Source organism: Acidovorax sp. YS12, assembly GCA_021496925.1.
Classification (GTDB): Bacteria; Pseudomonadota; Gammaproteobacteria; order Burkholderiales; family Burkholderiaceae_C; genus Paenacidovorax.
Genome location: CP053915.1, coordinates 2,287,253 through 2,305,754, shown reverse-complemented (window position 1 = coordinate 2,305,754; position 18,502 = coordinate 2,287,253). Strand labels below are relative to the sequence as shown.

19 protein-coding genes and 2 tRNA genes are annotated in these 18,502 nt (G+C 64.3%); 12 read left to right on the top strand and 9 right to left on the bottom strand.

The genetic code is table 11. The features are described from left to right. The first annotated feature begins 6 nt into the window (after positions 1-6). The 5 genes from YS110_10545 (at position 7) to YS110_10525 (ending at position 3,590) form a co-directional block, all read left to right on the top strand. The gene (locus YS110_10545) at positions 7-1,428 is read left to right on the top strand and encodes a cytochrome bc complex cytochrome b subunit (GenBank protein UJB65155.1); all 1,422 of its coding nucleotides are present in this window, start codon (positions 7-9) and stop codon (positions 1,426-1,428) included. A gap of 16 nt (positions 1,429-1,444) precedes the next feature. After that, positions 1,445-2,200, top strand: coding sequence for a cytochrome c1 (locus YS110_10540; GenBank protein UJB65154.1), 756 nt, complete (start codon positions 1,445-1,447; stop codon positions 2,198-2,200). A 105-nt stretch (positions 2,201-2,305) separates the two neighbouring features. Then, the gene (locus YS110_10535; GenBank protein UJB65153.1) at positions 2,306-2,917 is read left to right on the top strand and encodes a glutathione S-transferase N-terminal domain-containing protein; all 612 of its coding nucleotides are present in this window, start codon (positions 2,306-2,308) and stop codon (positions 2,915-2,917) included. 34 nt (positions 2,918-2,951) lie between these two features. Further along, complete coding sequence (locus tag YS110_10530; protein UJB65152.1) at positions 2,952-3,452, top strand: ClpXP protease specificity-enhancing factor; 501 nt, start codon at positions 2,952-2,954, stop codon at positions 3,450-3,452. Between the two features lie 62 nt (positions 3,453-3,514). Continuing rightward, positions 3,515-3,590 (top strand) — tRNA-Thr (locus tag YS110_10525). A 200-nt stretch (positions 3,591-3,790) separates the two neighbouring features. Here YS110_10525 and YS110_10520 read toward each other — a convergent pair. Further along, positions 3,791-4,087, bottom strand: coding sequence for a hypothetical protein (locus tag YS110_10520; GenBank protein ID UJB65151.1), 297 nt, complete (start codon positions 4,085-4,087; stop codon positions 3,791-3,793). 223 nt (positions 4,088-4,310) lie between these two features. On the opposite strand from YS110_10520, the gene secA reads away from it, so the two are divergent. The 4 genes from secA (at position 4,311) to YS110_10500 (ending at position 9,743) form a co-directional block, all read left to right on the top strand. Beyond that, positions 4,311-7,064, top strand: a complete 2,754-nt coding sequence (gene secA, locus YS110_10515; protein UJB65150.1) for a preprotein translocase subunit SecA — start codon at positions 4,311-4,313, stop codon at positions 7,062-7,064. A gap of 79 nt (positions 7,065-7,143) precedes the next feature. Beyond that, positions 7,144-8,373, top strand: coding sequence for a bifunctional glutamate N-acetyltransferase/amino-acid acetyltransferase ArgJ (gene argJ / locus YS110_10510; protein UJB65149.1), 1,230 nt, complete (start codon positions 7,144-7,146; stop codon positions 8,371-8,373). A 66-nt stretch (positions 8,374-8,439) separates the two neighbouring features. Further along, positions 8,440-9,312 (top strand): ATP-binding protein, encoded by an 873-nt coding sequence (locus tag YS110_10505; GenBank protein ID UJB65148.1) that lies wholly within the window; start codon positions 8,440-8,442, stop codon positions 9,310-9,312. Next, positions 9,309-9,743 (top strand): NUDIX domain-containing protein, encoded by a 435-nt coding sequence (locus YS110_10500; GenBank protein UJB65147.1) that lies wholly within the window; start codon positions 9,309-9,311, stop codon positions 9,741-9,743. Before YS110_10505 ends, YS110_10500 begins: the two co-directional genes overlap by 4 nt. 50 nt (positions 9,744-9,793) lie before the next feature. On the opposite strand, the gene YS110_10495 is transcribed toward YS110_10500, so the two are convergent. The 8 genes from YS110_10495 to YS110_10460 form a co-directional block, all read right to left on the bottom strand. Next, the gene (locus YS110_10495) at positions 9,794-10,000 is read right to left on the bottom strand and encodes a DNA gyrase inhibitor YacG (protein ID UJB65146.1); all 207 of its coding nucleotides are present in this window, start codon (positions 9,998-10,000) and stop codon (positions 9,794-9,796) included. Between the two features lie 5 nt (positions 10,001-10,005). Then, a complete protein-coding gene (gene zapD, locus YS110_10490; protein UJB65145.1) occupies positions 10,006-10,761 on the bottom strand; it encodes a cell division protein ZapD in 756 nt (251 codons plus the stop codon). Between the two features lie 34 nt (positions 10,762-10,795). Beyond that, a complete protein-coding gene (locus YS110_10485; protein ID UJB67419.1) occupies positions 10,796-11,395 on the bottom strand; it encodes a dephospho-CoA kinase in 600 nt (199 codons plus the stop codon). A 14-nt stretch (positions 11,396-11,409) separates the two neighbouring features. Next, positions 11,410-12,276, bottom strand: coding sequence for a prepilin peptidase (locus tag YS110_10480; protein UJB65144.1), 867 nt, complete (start codon positions 12,274-12,276; stop codon positions 11,410-11,412). After that, positions 12,276-13,493: a type II secretion system F family protein gene (locus YS110_10475; GenBank protein UJB65143.1), complete on the bottom strand. Its 1,218-nt coding sequence runs from the start codon at positions 13,491-13,493 to the stop codon at positions 12,276-12,278. Before YS110_10475 ends, YS110_10480 begins: the two co-directional genes overlap by 1 nt. A 38-nt stretch (positions 13,494-13,531) precedes the next feature. Then, complete coding sequence (pilB, locus tag YS110_10470) at positions 13,532-15,268, bottom strand: type IV-A pilus assembly ATPase PilB (GenBank protein ID UJB65142.1); 1,737 nt, start codon at positions 15,266-15,268, stop codon at positions 13,532-13,534. A gap of 184 nt (positions 15,269-15,452) precedes the next feature. Continuing rightward, a tRNA-Pro gene (locus tag YS110_10465) sits at positions 15,453-15,529 on the bottom strand. 21 nt (positions 15,530-15,550) lie between these two features. Next, complete coding sequence (locus YS110_10460; GenBank protein ID UJB67418.1) at positions 15,551-16,480, bottom strand: polyprenyl synthetase family protein; 930 nt, start codon at positions 16,478-16,480, stop codon at positions 15,551-15,553. 216 nt (positions 16,481-16,696) lie between these two features. Here YS110_10460 and rplU point away from each other — a divergent pair, with 216 nt between their 5' ends. The 3 genes from rplU to obgE all read left to right on the top strand — a co-directional run bounded on the left by rplU (position 16,697) and on the right by obgE (position 18,447). Next, on the top strand, positions 16,697-17,008 hold the full coding sequence (gene rplU / locus YS110_10455) for a 50S ribosomal protein L21 (GenBank protein UJB65141.1): 312 nt from the start codon (positions 16,697-16,699) through the stop codon (positions 17,006-17,008). A gap of 14 nt (positions 17,009-17,022) precedes the next feature. Next, a complete protein-coding gene (gene rpmA / locus YS110_10450; GenBank protein ID UJB65140.1) occupies positions 17,023-17,283 on the top strand; it encodes a 50S ribosomal protein L27 in 261 nt (86 codons plus the stop codon). A gap of 93 nt (positions 17,284-17,376) precedes the next feature. After that, positions 17,377-18,447, top strand: a complete 1,071-nt coding sequence (gene obgE / locus YS110_10445) for a GTPase ObgE (GenBank protein ID UJB65139.1) — start codon at positions 17,377-17,379, stop codon at positions 18,445-18,447. Positions 18,448-18,502 lie beyond the last annotated feature (55 nt).

The window sequence follows — 18,502 nt, the reverse complement described above, 5'->3', positions numbered from 1 at the left end:
GTACACATGGCTGCTTACCGCGAATTCAAGGAACTCTCGCCCAACGCCTCGGCGGGCGCGAAACTCACCAACTGGTTCGAGAACCGTTTCCCGACGGCCTTCGATGCCTACAAGGTGCACATGTCGGAGTACTACGCTCCGAAGAACTTCAACTTCTGGTACATCTTCGGCTCGCTGGCGCTGCTGGTGCTGGTGATCCAGATCGTCACCGGCATCTTCCTCGTGATGCACTACAAGCCCGACGCCGCCAAGGCGTTCGAGTCGGTCGAGTACATCATGCGCGACGTGCCCTGGGGCTGGCTGATCCGCTACATGCACTCCACGGGCGCCTCGGCGTTCTTCGTGGTCGTGTACCTGCACATGTTCCGCGGCCTGCTCTACGGCTCGTACCGCAAGCCGCGCGAGCTGGTGTGGATCTTCGGCTGCGCCATCTTCCTGGCGCTCATGGCCGAAGCCTTCATGGGCTACCTGCTGCCCTGGGGCCAGATGTCGTACTGGGGCGCGCAGGTGATCGTGAACCTGTTCTCGGCCATCCCCTTCGTCGGTCCTGACCTGGCGCTGCTGATCCGCGGCGACTACGTGGTGGGCGACGCGACGCTGAACCGCTTCTTCAGCTTCCACGTGATCGCCGTGCCGCTGGTCCTGATCGGCCTGGTCGTGGCCCACTTGCTGGCCCTGCACGACGTGGGCTCCAACAACCCCGACGGCATCGAGATCAAGGGCTCCGGCAAGCCGGTGGACGCCAAGGGCCATCCGCTGGACGGCATCCCCTTCCACCCGTACTACACGGTGCATGACATCTTCGGCGTCGGTGTGTTCCTGTTCATCTTCTCGGCCGTGGTGTTCTTCGCGCCCGAGCTGGGTGGCTACTTCCTGGAGTACAACAATTTCATCCCGGCCGACCCGCTGAAGACGCCCAACCACATCGCTCCGGTGTGGTACTTCACGCCGTTCTATTCCATGCTGCGTGCCATCACCAGCGAGATGATGTACGCCCTGATCGCCTGCGTGGTGCTGGGCGCCGGCTTTGGCGTGCTCAAGGCCAAGCTGCCCGGCTTCATCAAGGGCGGCATCGTGGTCGCTGCCGCCGTGGTCATCGCGCTGATGCTGTCGATCGACGCCAAGTTCTGGGGCGTGGTCGTGATGGGTGGTGCCGTGATCATCCTGTTCTTCCTGCCTTGGCTCGACCAGAGCCCGGCGCGTTCGATCCGCTACCGTCCGGGCTGGCACACGTGGCTGTATGCCGTGTTCGTGGTCGTGTTCGTGATCCTGGCCTATCTGGGCGTGCAGCCGCCGTCGCCGGTGGGCGAGCGCGTTTCGCAGGTCGGCACGCTGTTCTACTTCGGCTTCTTCCTGCTGATGCCCTGGTGGACCCGTCTGGGCACGCCCAAGCCCGTGCCTGATCGCGTGACCTTCAAGCCCCACTGAGCCGGAGAGAACAACAATGAAAAAAGTGCTTTTTTCGCTGATCGCAGCATTGGGTATCGCTACCGGGGCGCAAGCCTCCGAGGGCGGCATCGCCTGGGACAAGGCGCCCGTGAACACCACCGACAAGGCGTCGCTGCAAAACGGCGCCAAGCTGTTCGTCAACTACTGCCTGAGCTGCCACTCGGCGGCGTTCATGCGCTTCAACCGCCTGAAGGACATCGGCCTCACGGACCAGGAGATCAAGGACAACCTTCTGTTCACCACCGACAAGATCGGCGAGACCATGAAGGCGGCCATTGATCCCAAGCAGGCTTCCGAATGGTTCGGTGCCAACCCGCCCGACCTGACCGTGATCGCGCGTTCGCGCGCGGGCCACAACGGCACGGGTGCCGACTACCTGTACACCTTCCTGCGCACCTTCTACCGCGACGATGCCAAGGCCACGGGCTGGAACAACCTGGCCTTCCCCAGCGTGGGCATGCCGCACGCGCTGTGGCAGCTGCAGGGCGAGCGCCGCGCCGTCTTCGAAGAGGTCGAGAGCCACGGCCAGAAGAGCCATGTCTTCAAGGGCTGGGAGCAACTGACCCCCGGCGCCATGACGCAGCAGCAGTACGACCAGGCCGTCGGCGACCTGGTGAACTACCTGCAGTGGATGGGCGAGCCCGCGCAGGACAAGCGCAAGAGCCTGGGCGTGTGGGTGCTGCTATACCTGGCGCTGTTCACGGTCATTGCGTGGCGACTCAACGCGGCCTTCTGGAAAGACGTCAAATAACACCATAGGGCGTACCCCGGCTCGCAGGCGCGGGCCGGGGCGTCATCTTTGCAGAGTGGGTGCTTCGCGCATCCCACTCTTTTTGATTTTTAGGAGCCTTTCACCATGATGGTGCTTTACTCGGGAACGACCTGCCCCTTCTCCCACCGCTGCCGCTTCGTGCTGTTCGAGAAGGGCATGGACTTCGAGATCCGCGACGTGGATCTGTACAACAAGCCGGAAGACATCAGCGTGATGAACCCCTACGGCCAGGTGCCCATCCTGGTCGAGCGCGACCTGATCCTGTACGAGTCGAACATCATCAACGAATACATCGACGAGCGCTTCCCGCATCCGCAACTGATGCCCGGCGACCCGGTGGATCGCGCGCGCGTGCGCCTGTTCCTGCTCAACTTCGAGAAGGAACTGTTCGTGCACGTGAGCGCCCTGGAGTCGCGTGCGACCAAGGGCAACGAAAAGGCGCTCGAGAAGGCACGGGCCCACATCCGTGACCGTCTGACGCAGCTGGCGCCCGTGTTCCTCAAGAACAAGTACATGCTGGGCGAGAACTTCTCGATGCTCGACGTGGCCATCGCCCCGCTGCTGTGGCGCCTGGATTACTACGGCATCGAGCTGTCGAAGAACGCCGCGCCGCTGCTCAAGTATGCCGAACGCATCTTTTCCCGCCCGGCGTACATCGAGGCGCTCACACCGTCCGAAAAGGTCATGCGCAAGTAAGCGCTTTCTCGTTTCGCCATCGACTCTTGACGCCATGCATACCCAGGACACCGCTTCGACGCGCCCCTATCTGATCCGCGCCCTCTATGAGTGGTGCACCGACAATGGATTCACCCCCTATGTCGTGGTGCGCGTGGACGCCTCGGTGCAGGTGCCGCGGGAGTACGTCAAGGATGGGGAGATCGTGCTCAACGTCAGCTACGACGCCACGAGCGCATTGCAGCTGGGTAACGACTACATCGAGTTCAAGGCGCGTTTTGGCGGGCAGCCGCGGGAAATCATCGTGCCTGTCAGTCGTGTCGTCGCCATCTATGCGCGCGAGAACGGCCAGGGCATGGCCTTTCCTCCTCCTGAAGATGTGCCCGAGGGCGTGCCGGCATTGCTGCCGCAGGTGGAGCCTTCCATTCCGGCTCCTGTCGAGGAACGGGTGGTGCAGTTGGCTGTGGCCGATGCGGCGGATGGCGATGACGAGGAGCCGCGCCCGGTGCCACCGGCGGGCGGTGGCGGGCGGCCCGCGCTCAAGCGTATCAAGTAAGTCGAGGCCGATGGCGCCTGGCTGGATTCTTGGGTTCCGGCCGGTATAGAATCCGCGCTTTCGCCGGTTTAGCTCAGTTGGTAGAGCACCCGCCTTGTAAGCGGTAGGTCGTCAGTTCGAATCCGACAACCGGCACCATATTGAAGGCCGCACAGTTCCATGAACGTGCGGCCTTTTTCTTTTTCCCCTCTGTGGCGCGCTCTGCGGAGTCCGCCGAAGTGCATCACAGCCGCTTGCATCCGGTACTTTATTGACGGTACCTCTCCCACCAGCCCATGGAGATGCCGTCACGCCCCTCACGGATGCCGCCTGCCGCAATGCCAAGGCCACCGTTTCAGCTACTGGACCTTGAGGCGGATCGTCTGCACATCCCAGCCCTTGCTGCGCAAATGCGCCGCCAAGGCCGGCGTCAGCTGGCGCAGCTTGGCGGCGGCCGCATTGCCCTTGACCAGCAGGCACCAGCCCTGGCCTTCGATCGGCCCGGCCTGGATGGCGCCGCGCAGCGCGGGCGGGAGCAGCGCCTGGATGGCCTGCAGGCGCGCGCTGGAGTCGCGCGTGAGCGCCACCAGTTGGGCCAGCGCGGGCGATTCCTCGGTGGCTTGCTGCAGGGTGATGGCGTGGTGGCGTCGGTGCATGGCGGTGAAGGCAGGGAACAGGCGAATTATCCCGGACCTTGACCTGCCCCTGGCCTGCAGCAGGAAGGCGGGCATGGGGCGCACAGTAGAATTCCCGGTTTGGGTCCCGCTGCCAGATGGGCAGGCTTGCATTGCCGGATAGCGGCCCCAATTGAATTCCACATTTTTTAGGGATTTTGGGTCGTTGTTCCGGCGCGATGCGGCGGCGGCGGCTCTTGCTCGCATGGCCACCAACTTTCTCACCAAAATTTTCGGCAGCCGCAACGACCGGCTTCTCAAGCAATACCGCAAGACAGTGGCGCGCATCAATGCCATGGAGCCGGAGTACGAGAAGCTGAACGACGAGCAGTTGCGTGCCAAGACCCAGGAGTTCAAGGACCGCGTGGCCAAGGGCGAATCGCTCGATGCGCTGCTGCCCGAGGCGTTCTCCGTGGTGCGCGAAGGCTCCAAGCGCGTGATGAAGATGCGCCACTTCGATGTGCAGCTCATCGGCGGCATGGCGCTGCACCACGGCAAGATCGCCGAGATGCGCACGGGCGAAGGCAAGACCCTGACGGCCACGCTGCCGGTGTACCTCAACGCCTTGTCGGGCCAGGGCGTGCACGTGGTCACGGTGAACGACTACCTGGCCGGCCGCGACGCCCAGTGGATGGGGCGGCTGTACAACTTCCTGGGGCTCACGGTCGGTATCAACCTGCCGCAGATGCCGCGCGAGGAAAAGCAGGCCGCCTACGGCGCCGACATCACCTACGGCACGAACAACGAGTACGGCTTCGACTATCTGCGCGACAACATGGTCTACGAGGTGCGCGACCGCGTGCAGCGCGGGCTGAACTACGCCATCGTGGATGAGGTGGACTCCATCCTGATCGACGAAGCGCGCACCCCGCTGATCATCAGCGGGCAGGCCGAGGACCACACGGCCATGTACCTGGCGATCAACAAGGTCGTGCCCCTGCTCACGCGCCAGGAGGGCGAGGCCGACCCGCGCACGGGCGAGGGCGTGACCAAGCCCGGCGACTTCACACTCGACGAAAAATCGCACCAGGTCTTCCTGACCGAGCAGGGCCACGAGAACGCCGAGCGCATCCTGGCGCAGGCCGGCTTGATCTCCGAAGGGGCGTCGCTCTACGACCCGGCCAACATCACGCTCGTGCACCACCTGTACGCGGGGCTGCGCGCGCACCACCTGTACCACCGCGACCAGCACTACGTGGTGCAGAACGGCGAGATCGTCATCGTCGACGAATTCACGGGCCGCCTGATGGCTGGCCGCCGCTGGAGCGAAGGCCTGCACCAGGCCGTCGAGGCCAAGGAGGGCGTGAACATCCAGGCCGAGAACCAGACCCTGGCGTCCATCACCTTCCAGAACTACTTCCGCCTTTACGCCAAGCTCGGCGGCATGACCGGCACGGCCGACACCGAGGCCTACGAGTTCCAGGAAATCTACGGCCTGGAAACCGTCATCATTCCGCCGAACCGCCCGAGCAAGCGCCAGGACCAGCTCGACCGCGTGTACAAGACCACGCGCGAGAAGTACGAGGCCGCGATTGCCGACATCCGCGAATGCCACGAGCGCGGCCAGCCGGTGCTGGTGGGGACGACATCGATCGAGAACTCCGAGATCATCGACGAACTGCTGAACAAGGCCGGGCTGCCGCACCAGGTGCTCAATGCCAAGCAGCACGCGCGCGAGGCCGACATCGTGGCCCAGGCCGGCCGGCCCGGCATGATCACCATCGCTACCAACATGGCGGGCCGCGGCACCGACATCGTGCTCGGCGGCAACGTCGAGAAGGCCGTGGCGGCGATCGAGGCGGACGCATCGCTGTCAGAAGCAGACCGCGCCAAGCGTATCGAGGAGCTGCGCGCGCAGTGGAAGCTCGACAACGAGAAGGTCATGGCGCTGGGCGGCCTGCGCATCATCGCCACCGAGCGCCACGAGTCGCGCCGCATCGACAACCAGCTGCGTGGCCGCTCGGGCCGCCAGGGCGACCCCGGCTCCTCGCGCTTCTACCTGGGCCTGGACGACCAGCTCATGCGTATCTTCGCGGGTGACCGCGTGCGCGCCATCATGGACCGCCTGAAGATGCCCGACGGCGAAGCCATCGAGGCCGGCATCGTCACGCGCAGCATCGAGAGCGCGCAGCGCAAGGTCGAGGCGCGCAACTTCGACATCCGCAAGCAATTGCTGGAATACGACGACGTGGCCAACGACCAGCGCAAGGTCATCTACCAGCAGCGCAACGAGATCCTCGACGCCACCGACCTGTCCGACATGATCGCCGCCATGCGCGACGATTGCCTGGCCGATGTGGTGCGCCAGTACGTGCCCGCCGATTCGGTCGAGGAGCAGTGGGACCTGCCGGGCCTGGAAAAGGCGCTGGCGGGCGAGTGGCAGCTCGATCTGGCTCTGCAGCAGGAAGTGGCGGGCTCGGAGAGCATCACCGACGACGAAATCCTCGAAAAAGTGCTGCAGGCCGCCAAGGCCTTGTTTGATGCCAAGCTCGAGCTGGTGGGGCGCGAGAACTTCATGCAGTTCGAGCGCGCCGTGCTGCTGCAGAGCTTCGACAGCAACTGGCGCGACCACCTGTCCGCGCTGGACTACCTGCGCCAGGGCATCCACCTGCGCGGCTACGCGCAGAAGCAGCCTAAGCAGGAATACAAGCGCGAGGCCTTCGAGCTGTTCCGCCAGTTGCTGGACCAGGTGAAGAACGAGGTCACGCGCATCCTGCTCACCGTGCAGGTGCAGTCGCCCGCACAGATCGGCCAGGCCACCGAAGCCTTCGAGAGCCGCGCCGAGGCCATCACCAACGTCACCTACACCGCGCCGACCGAGAGCGGCGAAGCCGAATCCACCGTCGATCCGAGCACCGTGGCTTCCGTCGTGCCCGCGGGCGTGCGCGTGGGCCGCAACGACCCCTGCCCGTGCGGCAGCGGTAAGAAGTACAAGCAATGCCACGGCAAATTGACCTGATGGCGTAGCGCTGCACGACACGGGCTGCGGCCCGTGTTTGCTTTTGTGCCCCTTTTCCCACCCCTTTCCAGGAACACCCATGCCCGTGAACCTCTCCAGCCCCCAAGCCGCAGACCTGCATGCCGTGCCCGGCGTGCGCATCGGCGTTGCCGAAGCCGGTGTGCGCAAGGCCGACCGCAAAGACCTGACCGTGTTCCTGCTCGACGAGGGCACGAGCGTGGCCGGCGTGTTCACGCAGAACCGCTTCTGTGCCGCGCCGGTGCAGGTCTGCCGCGAGCACCTGGCGGCGGGCCAGGGCATCCGCGCCATGGTGGTCAATACCGGCAACGCCAACGCGGGCACGGGCGCCGACGGCCTGGCGCGCGCGCGCGCCACCTGCGTCGCACTGGCGGGCCGCCTGGGCCTGGCGCCGCAGCAGGTGCTGCCGTTCTCCACTGGCGTCATCATGGAGCCGCTGCCCGTGGAGCGTATCGAGGCGGGCTTGCCCGCCGCCCTCGCCGACGCCCAGCCCGGCCATTGGGCGCGCGCCGCCGAGGGCATCATGACCACCGACACCTTGCCCAAGGCCTACAGCACGCAGGTGGTGATCGGCGGCGCCACGGTGCGCATCACCGGCATCAGCAAGGGCGCGGGCATGATCCGCCCGAACATGGCGACCATGCTGGGCTTTCTGGCCACCGACGCGGCCATCGCCCCCGAACTGCTGCAGCCGCTGGTGCGCACGCTGGCCGATGGCTCGTTCAACCGCGTCACCATCGACGGCGACACCTCGACCAACGACTCCTTCGTGCTCATGGCCACGCACCAGGCCGGGCATGCGCCCATCACGGCGCTCGACAGCAGCGAGGGCCGCGCGCTGCAGGCCGCGCTGCTCGGCGTTGCGCGCCAGCTCGCCCAGGCCATCGTGCGCGACGGCGAGGGCGCGACCAAGTTCATCACCGTGCGCGTGGAAGGCGGCAAGACCGCTGCCGAATGCCGCCAGGTGGCCTATGCCATCGCGCATTCGCCGCTGGTCAAGACGGCGTTCTACGCCAGCGACCCGAACCTGGGCCGCATCCTCGCGGCCGTGGGCTACGCCGGCATCGACGACCTGGACCAGACGCGCATCGAACTGCACCTGGACGACGTGCACGTTGCCACGCAGGGCGGGCGCAACCCCGCGTACCGCGAGGAAGATGGCCAGCGCGTGATGCGGCAAAGCGAAATCACCGTGCGCGTCGGGCTGGGCCGCGGCGAGGCGCAGGACACCGTGTGGACCTGCGATCTGAGCCACGACTACGTGAGCATCAACGCCGACTACCGCTCTTGAACAGCTCCTTGTTTGCTTTGTTTTTGATAGCTGCTTGCGCTTGACCAGCAAGGGCTGGAGGCCAAAATGAACGAAAAATTTGAACGACTCGTGGCCCGCGCCGAGCAGTTGATGGCGCGCATCGAATCGGTGCTGCCGCAGCCCCTGGGCGCGCCCGACTGGTCGGCCGCCGTGGCCTGGCGCTACCGCAAGCGCAGCAGCGGCCATGGCGTGCTGGAGCCGGTGCGCCAGGTGGCGCCGATGCGCCTGGAAGACCTGAAGGAAATCGACGCGCAAAAGGAAAAAGTCCAGCGCAACACCGCGCAGTTCGTGCAGGGCCGCACCGCCAACAACATGCTGCTGACCGGCGCGCGCGGCACGGGCAAGTCCTCGCTGATCCGCGCCTGCCTGCATGCCTATGCGCCGCAGGGCCTGCGCCTGATCGAGGTGGACAAGGCCGACCTGACGGACCTGCCCGACATCGTCGAGGTGGTGGCCGGGCGGCCCGAGAAATTCATCGTCTACTGCGACGACCTGAGCTTCGAGGAAGGCGAGGGCGGCTACAAGGCGCTCAAGTCCATCCTCGACGGCACGGTGGCCGCGAGCACGCCCAATGTGCTGGTCTATGCCACCAGCAACCGCCGCCACCTGCTGCCCGAGCAGATGAAGGACAACCTGAGCTACACCACTTCGGCCGATGGCGAGATCCACCCCGGCGAGGTGGTCGAGGAAAAGATCTCGCTGTCCGAGCGCTTCGGCCTGTGGGTGAGCTTCTACCCGTTCAGCCAGGAGGAATACTTGGCCATCGTGGCGCAGTGGCTGGCGGCGCTGGGCGTGGCGGAATCGGCGATCGCCGCGGCGCGGCCCGAGGCGCTGGTCTGGGCGCTGGAGCGCGGCTCGCGCAGCGGCCGCGTGGCCTACCAGTTTGCGCGTGACTTCGCAGGACGGCAGGACGCATGACGCCGGCACGCAAGCACACCGAGGTGGCCGTCGGCATCCTGCTGCGCGGCGACGGCGCCATGCTGCTGTCCACGCGCCCGCCGGGCAAGGCGTATGCGGGCTACTGGGAGTTCCCGGGCGGCAAGATCGAGCCGGGCGAGAACGTGGAGCAGGCGCTGCGCCGCGAGCTCATCGAGGAACTGGGCGTCACCATTGGCGCGGTGCAGGCCTGGAAGGTCACCGAGTACGACTACCCGCATGCCCTGGTGCGCCTGCACTGGTGCAAGGTGCAGGCGTGGGAGGGCGACTTCGAGATGCGCGAGGGCCAGCAGATGGCGTGGCAGCAGTTCCCGCTGGACGTGCGGCCCGTGCTGCCCGGCGCGTACGAGGTGCTGCGCTGGCTGGCCGAGGAACGCGGCCAGGTATTCGATCCTGAAATGCTATCGAGTTGAGAGCTGCTGGCGCTTGCTGCATGTGCCCTGGAGGCTGATTTGGCTTGAAATCAGCCGTCTTCGCGCCTGGGGTCGCCGTAGGCGGCGTCCTCAGGCGGCGCTTCCGAGGGCACGCGGAACTCTTCCGTGGCCCAGGCGCCCAGGTCGATCTGCCTGCAGCGCGCGCTGCAGAACGGCCGGAAGCGGTTGGCCGGGCTGAAAACGCTGTCGCCGCCGCAGGTGGGGCAGGGGACAGTGCGGGCTGGCGTGTTGTCCATGGCGCTCAGGCGCACAGCGTCAGTTCAAAGGCCGCGTCATCCTGGCAGGACTGCAGGCGGCCATCGCCGTCCATGCGCATCAGGCGCACCGAAACGAGCAGCCGGTTGCCGCTGATCTCGGGCACCAGGCCCAGGGACGGGTCGATGCGCAGGCGCAGCAACTGGAAGGTGCGGCCTTGCGGCAGGCTTTGCTGGAACTGGCCGCGCTCGGCCGCCACGCGCTGCGGCACGCCGGCATCGCGCAGCATTTTCAGCAGCAGGTAGATCGACTCGGCCAGCGGGGCCATGGTGCTGGCCCAGGTTTCCAGGGCGCGCTGGCGATAGGTCGGGTCGCTGTGCTGCCAGGCGTGGTAGCCGGGCAGGTCGAAGCCGCAGGTGCCGCCGGGAATGCCTAGGCGGCTGCGGATGCCCATCAGCCATTCGTTGTCGGTCAGCGCCTGGCCGGCCTTGCCGCTCTGGTTGCTCAGGGCGGTGAAGCAGCGGTCGAGCTGGGCGATGATGGCGTTGAGCGCCGATTCGGAGATCGATGGATTGCCCCGGTAGCTGTCGAGCAGGTGCTTCTGGCGCTCCAGGTCCTTGAGCACGTCGGCCTTGAGGTCGGCGCGCGCCGCCACGTCCATGATCTCGAACAGGGTGACCAGCGCGAAGTGGTGGTCGAGCGGGTGCGTGCGGGAGACCAGTTCGCCCAGGCGGCGAAACAGCTGCTCCAGGCGCAAGTAGGTTCGCAGCCGTTCGTTGAAAGGGTATTCGTAAAGGATCACGCTGCCGGATTCCTGGAGGCACTCAAGAAAAGAATCATAGCCCGAACCATGCGGCGATCCGGTCTGCCTGGGCTTGCAGTTCCTGCAGCGATGGCACGTCGTTGCAGACCACGATGTCGGCCACGGCACGGCGCTGCGCGCGCGATGCCTGCGAGGCCATGATGCCTTGCACGGTGGCACGGTCCAGCCCACTGCGCGCCATGGTGCGCTGGAGCTGGGTTTCCGGCGTGCAATCGACCACGGCCACGGCGTTGAGCCGTGCCGGCCAGTGGCCAGATTCCGCGAGCAGGGGGATGTCGAACACCGCCAGGCGCACGCCCTGCGCGGCGGCAGCGGTGGCCTGGGCCGCGGTCTGCTGGCCGACCAGGGGGTGGACGATGGCTTCGAGCTGCTGGCGTGCGGCGGGCTGGGCAAAGACCAGCGCACGCATGCGCGCACGATCCAGGGCGCCGCTGGCGCCGATCAGCGCGTCGCCGAAGGTCTGCCGGATGGCGGGGATGGCAGCACCGCCAGGGGCCGTCACGCCACGGGCGATCCGGTCGGCGTCGATCCAGGCGGCGCCGCGTTGTGCGAGCATGTCAGCCAGCGTGCTCTTGCCGCTGCCGATGCCGCCCGTCACGCCCAACCGCACCATGGAAACGGGGCCAGTCACAGTCCCAGCCAGCCCAGAAGATGCTGCATCACGGCTTGCGGTCCGAAAACCAGGGCCGTGAGCCCTGCTCCGGCCAGAAAGGGGCCGAAGGGAACATAGCCGCCCTCGCGCAGCCCGCTGGTCAGCTTCATGGCGATGCCGACGATGGCGCCGATGACCGAGGCCATCAGGATGATGGGCACCAGCGCCTGCCAGCCGAACCAGGCGCCCAGGGCGGCGAAGAGCTTGAAATCGCCGTAGCCCATGCCTTCCTTGCCGGTTGCCAGTTTGAAGCCCCAATAGACCGACCAGAGCGACAGGTAACCGGCCGCCGCGCCCATGACGGCGGAGAACAGCGGCACGTCGGTCCATTGCAGGGCCGATGCCAGCAGCCCGGCCCACAGCAGGGGCAGGGTGAGATCGTCGGGCAGCAAGGTCGTGTCCCAGTCGATCCCCGCCAAGGCCACGATGAGCGCGCAGAACAGGCACCAGGCCGCGCCCGTGGGCGTGATGCCCCAGCGCCAGGCGCAAAAAGCGAACAGTGCCGCCGTGGTCAGCTCGACCAACGGGTAGCGCAGGCTGATGCGCATGCTGCAACCCGCGCAGCGCCCGCGCAAGGCCAGGTAGCTGAGGACGGGGATGTTCTGGTACCACCGGATGGTGTGGCCACAATGGGGGCAGGCCGAGCGGGGGTGCGACAGGCTAATGGCGGGCGCTTTCGCCTCGGGCACTTCGGCGCCTTCGGCCGCATAGTGGGCATATTCGGCGGCCCATTGCTGCTCCAGCATTTTGGGCAGCCGGTGGATGACGACGTTCAGAAAACTGCCGATGAGCAGACCGAATACGCCAGCCAACGCGGCGCTGGCCCAGGGATCGAACGCCATCAGACCACTTGGCCGAGTTTGAAGATGGGCAGGTACATGGATACCACGATGCCGCCGATCAGACCGCCCAGGAACACGATGATGATGGGCTCCAGCAGGCTGGACAGGCCTGCCACCATGTCATCGACTTCTTCCTCGTAGAAATCCGCTGCCTTGCCCAGCATGTGGTCGATGGAGCCGGACTCCTCGCCGATGGCGCACATTTGCAGCACCATGGTGGGGAAGACGTTGGCGTTGCCCATGGCTGCAGTCAGGCTGGTGCCGGTGGAGACTTCCTGCTGGATCTTGTCCGTGGCTATGGCATAGACCGCATTGCCAGCGGCACCGCCGACGGAGTCAAGTGCTTCGACCAGGGGAACACCTGCAGCGAACATCGTCGAGAGCGTGCGCGTCCAGCGCGCCACGGCGGCCTTGTTGATCAGCGGGCCAAAGATGGGAATGCGCAGCAGCCACCGATCCATGGCAATTTGCATTTTCTCGCTGCGCTTCCAGGCCTGCATGAAGAAATAGCCGCCGCCGCCGATGACGCCGAAGATCAGCCACCACCACTTCACGAAAATCTCGCTCATGCCCATCACGAAAAGCGTGGGCGCTGGCAGATCGGCACCAAATGAGGTGAACACTTCCTTGAACGCTGGGATCACGAAGATCATGATCACGGTGACCACGACGAACGCCACGATGATCACCGAGATCGGGTACATCAGCGCCGATTTGATCTTGGCCTTGATGGCTTCGGTCTTTTCCATGTAGGCCGCCAGCCGGTCGAGCAGCGTTTCGAGGATACCGGCGGCTTCACCGGCCTCGACCAGGTTGCAGTAGAGACTGTTGAAGTACATCGGGTATTTGCGGAAGGCTGCGTTCAGCGAGGTTCCGGTTTCCACATCCGAACGGATATCGTTGAGCAGCTTGGTGACGCTGGCATTGGCATTTCCGCGCCCCACGATGTCGAAAGCCTGCAGCAAAGGCACGCCCGCCTTCATCATCGTGGCCATCTGGCGGGTGAACAGCGCAATGTCCTTGGGCTTGATCTTCTTGCCCGCGCGCATGCGCCGTTTCTTTATCTTGGTGGGCAAAACCCCTTGGCGCCGCAAGGTGGCCTGCACCTGGTTTTCACCAACGGCGCGGACCTCGCCGCGCACGACTTTGCCGTGGCGGTCCTTGCCTTCCCATTCGAAGACGAAATCCTTGATGTCCTTGGATGCGGCGGTTGCCATGGTGCTCCCTCGTGGTTCCCTGTGGTTGCTGCTATTTCTTATTCGTTGGTGACAGCCAGCACTTCTTCAAGCGAGGTCAGCCCCATCTTGGCCTTGTGCAGTCCGGATGCCCGCAGGGAGCGCACTCCTTCGCGCTTGGCCTGCTCGGCAATTTCGAGCGCACTGCCGTCCTGCAGGATGATGCGCTGCATCTCCTCGGAAATCGGCATGACCTGGTAGATACCGACCCGCCCCTTGTAGCCGTTGTTACAGGCCGAGCAGCCCACGGGCCGGTAGGTAACCCAGCTGCCGTCGATTTCGCTGTCGCTGTATCCGGCCTCGATCAGGGCTTCGTGCGGAATATCGGCCGGTGCCTTGCATTGGGCGCACAGCCTGCGGGCAAGGCGCTGCGCAGTGATGAGGATCACGCTGGAGGCAATGTTGAAGGGGGCGATGCCCATGTTCCGCATGCGGGTCAGCGTGGTGGGTGCATCGTTTGTGTGCAGCGTCGACAGCACCAAGTGGCCGGTCTGGGCGGCCTTGATCGCGATGTCCGCCGTTTCAAGGTCACGGATTTCGCCGACCATGATGATGTCTGGATCCTGGCGCAGAAATGACTTGAGTGCCGCTGCAAAGGTCAGGCCCGCCTTTTCATTGACGTTGACCTGGTTGACGCCGGGCATGTTGATTTCCGATGGATCTTCTGCCGTCGCGATGTTCACCCCGGGTTTGTTCAGCAGGTTCAGGCAGGTGTAAAGCGACACCGTTTTGCCCGAGCCCGTCGGGCCGGTGACCAGAATCATGCCGTAGGGCCGTCCAATGGCATGCAGCAAGCGCTCTTTCTCTTCAGGCTCATAGCCCAGCGCATCGATGCCCAGCCTGGCACTGCTCGGATCCAGGATACGGATCACGATCTTTTCCCCGAACAATGTGGGCAGGGTGCTGACGCGGAAATCGATCACCCGGTCCGGGCCGACCTTGAGTTTCATGCGGCCGTCTTGGGGGATGCGCTTTTCCGAGATGTCCAGGCGCGAGATCACCTTGATGCGCGAAGCGAGTTTGTCCTTGATGGCGATGGGGGGCGAAGCGATCTCCCGCAATTCGCCGTCCACGCGAAAGCGCACGCGATAAGTGTGTTCGTAAGGCTCAAAATGCAAATCCGATGCGCGCATGTTGAATGCATCGATCAGCATCTTGTGCAGGAACTTGACGACCGGGGCGTCCTCCACGTCGGAGGTTTCTGCCTCGTTGGATTCCGTGGACTCTTCGACGTTAATGTCGCCGAATTCGAAGTCGCCACCACTGGTCAGCGACTCCATGGATTCACTGACACTCTTTGAGGCTGTTTCTACGAGCTTTGAGAGTTTGTCGTATTCGGCAACGATCCAGTCCACGCCCATTTGCGTGGTGAACTTGATCTTTTCTGCCGCTTCTTGGTCGGTAGGGTCTGCGGTGGCGACGATCAGGCGGTTGTTGCGCTTGCTCAGCGGCAGCACCCGATAGGCCTGGCAGATTTTGGCGTCCAGCAGATCTTTGGGCAGGCGCGCTGGGTCAAAGGCCCCCAGATCCAGCAATGGTGCGCCAAACATGGTGGCCATGGTGTAGGCAACGTCCGCGGCGGAGACGGTGCCTGAGCCGGTGAGTTCGGCAATGAAGCTTGTTTTGCCGGTTTGCGACTTCTTATAAATGTCCTCGGCGGCTTTTTGCGTCAACTTGCCCGCAGACATCAATGCCCGCCCCAGGCCAGGGAGAGCGACGGCCGGAGCGTCTTTTTGTGCGGTATCAACAGCTGCCATGTAACCGAAAACGTTTAGAGGTGACAAACGATCCTATCATCGCCGATAGCGTGGGTGCATGTACAGCGTGCAAATGCGTGGAATTGCTACATAACTTGTAGCTGTTGCGGCCTTGTGGAAGGCGCTGCTGGCAGGGCAATGCAAAAAGCCCAGCCGCCTTGGCGGCGACTGGGCTTTCGATGTCTGGTCGGGGTGAGAGGATTCGAACCTCCGGCCTCTACGTCCCGAACGTAGCGCTCTACCAGGCTAAGCTACACCCCGATGGTGCTCTGCCGTTGTGCTTCAAGTTCGGCGCGACAACAGCTGAGCCGCTAATTGTAGCAAACTTGCAGAGTGCATATTGCGTGGAATGCAATCCAATGCCGCGATGGCGCGCTGTGCTTCCGCATGGGCGGCTGTGCGTGCGACCTCCAGTGCGCCCGTTTCCTTGACGATGGCAACAATTGCTTCCAAGGACTCGGTGGAGCCTTGCTCTATGGCATGGCGCACCGTGGCTGCCTGCTCCGGTGTGCCGCGCTGCATGGCGGCGATCAATGGCAGGGTGGATTTGCCTTCGCGCAGATCGTCGCCGATGTTCTTGCCCATTTCTACCGCTTCGCCGTCGTAGTCCAGTACATCGTCGATGATCTGGAATGCGGTGCCCAGGGCCTGCCCGTAGGTGGCGCAGGCCGCCTCGACGGTAGGCGAGCTGCTTGCAAGAATGGCGCCCAATTGGGCGCTGGCTTCAAACAGTTTGGCGGTCTTGGACCGGATGACGCGCAGGTAGCCCGCTTCATCCAGGGATGCGTCATGCATGTTGATGAGCTGTTGTACTTCCCCTTCGGCGATCACGTTGGTCGCTTCCGACAGGATTTCCATAATGCGCATGCTGCCTGCTTCGACCATCATCTGGAACGAGCGCGTGTGCAGGAAGTCTCCCACCAGCACGCTGGCGGGGTTTCCGAAGCTTTCGTTGGCGGTGGCACGGCCGCGCCGCATTGTGGATTCGTCCACGACATCGTCGTGCAGCAGGGTGGCGGTGTGGATCAGCTCCACGACGGCGGCGAGATTGAAGCGTTGTTCTCCGCGGTAGCCCAGCGCGCCGCACACCAGCAGCAGCAATGCCGGGCGCAGGCGCTTGCCGCCAGCGGCGATGATGTAGTGCGATATTTGCCCGATCAGCGGCACGCTGGTGGTGAGACGCTGGGCAATGACGCGATCGACCGCGCGCATATCGTCGGCGATGAGGGCGAGGGGCGAAATGGCGGGGTTGGGGGTCGAGGTCAAGATGGGAAGCGCTCGCGGGAAGATGGAGGCACGCGGTGTGCCCGGGATTATAGGAAGGGCAGCCGTGCACAGGGCAGGCGATGGTGCAAATTGGTGTCCGTGCTACAATACTCGGCTCTGCGGAAATCCGTCTGCAGAACTCTCCAATCCAAGAGGTTATCCATGTACGCGGTCATAAAAACCGGCGGCAAGCAGTATCGCGTTGCTTCCGGCGAAAAAATCAAGGTAGAACAGATTGCTGCGGACGTTGGCCAGGAGATCGTGATCGACCAGGTTCTGGCTGTCGGCAACGGCGCTGAACTGAAGGTGGGCACGCCCCTGGTGTCCGGCGCCACCGTGAAAGCCACCGTCGTGGCCCACGGCAAGCACGACAAGGTGCGCATTTTCAAGATGCGTCGCCGTAAGCATTATCAGAAACGCCAAGGCCACCGCCAGCAGTTCACCGAGCTGCAAATCGGTGCGATCACTGCTTAATCGGAGTCTGAGTCATGGCACAGAAAAAAGGCGGCGGCTCTACGCGAAACGGGCGCGATTCCAAGCCCAAGATGCTCGGCGTGAAGGCCTTCGGCGGTGAGCTGATCAGCGCCGGCTCGATCATCGTGCGCCAGCGCGGCACCAAGTTCCACCCCGGCTTCAACGTGGGCGTGGGCAAGGACCATACCCTGTTCGCCCTGGTGGACGGCCATGTGTCGTTCGGCACCAAGGGTGCGCTGAGCAAGCATACGGTGAACGTGACCCCGGCCGCCTGAGGCCCTGTCACTGCAAGCTGTTGCGAAGCCCCGCCTTGCGGGGCTTTGTGCTTTTCAGGGCAGGGCGGCTGTTTTGTCTAAACTGGATACCCCATGAAATTCGTCGATGAAGCCTATATTGACATCGCCGCAGGCGATGGTGGCAACGGCTGCGTGTCGTTCCGGCACGAGAAGTACAAGGAGTTCGGCGGCCCCAATGGCGGTGATGGTGGGCGTGGCGGCCATGTCTATGCGGTGGCCGATCTCAATCTGAACACCCTGGTGGACTACCGCTATTCGCGCCGCCACGAGGCCAAGCGCGGCGAGCACGGCATGGGCTCCGACATGTTCGGTGCTGCTGGTGACGACATCACCCTGAAGATGCCCGTCGGCACCATCATCACCGATGCGCAGACGGGGCAGGTGCTTTATGAGCTGCTGACGCCCGGAGAGTGCATCACGATCGCCAAGGGCGGGGACGGCGGTTTTGGCAACCTGCGTTTCAAGAGCGCCATCAACCGCGCACCGCGTCAGAAGACGCCAGGCTGGCCGGGCGAGCGCAAGAACCTGAAGCTGGAACTCAAGGTGCTGGCCGACGTCGGGCTGCTGGGCATGCCCAATGCGGGCAAGTCCACCTTCATCGCAGCCGTGTCGAACGCGCGGCCGAAGATTGCCGACTACCCCTTTACGACCCTGCACCCGAACCTGGGCGTGGTGCGCGTGGGGCCGGAGCAGAGCTTCGTGGTGGCCGATATTCCGGGCCTGATCGAGGGCGCCTCCGAGGGCGCGGGCCTGGGCCACCAGTTCCTGCGCCACCTGCAGCGCACGCGCTTGCTGCTGCACATCGTGGACCTGGCGCCCTTTGACGACGCGGTGGATCCGGTGGCGCAGGCCAAGGCCATCGTGGGCGAGCTGAAAAAATATGATGCGCAGCTCCACGACAAGCCGCGCTGGCTCGTACTCAACAAGCTCGACATGGTGCCCGCCGATGAGCGCGCGGCGAAGGTCAAGGATTTCGTCAAGCGCTTCAAGTGGAAGGGGCCGGTGTTCGAGATCTCCGCGCTCACGCGCGAAGGCTGCGAGCCGTTGATCAAGGCGATCTACCAGCATGTGCACGACCAGCAGCAGGCCGAGCATGGCGTGGTGGAGGTCGATCCCCGCTTCGTGGACGATGCACCCCAGTGATTTTGCTCATTGTTTGATAGCTTCTGGCGCTTTCTGGGTAAGCGCTAGAGCCCAA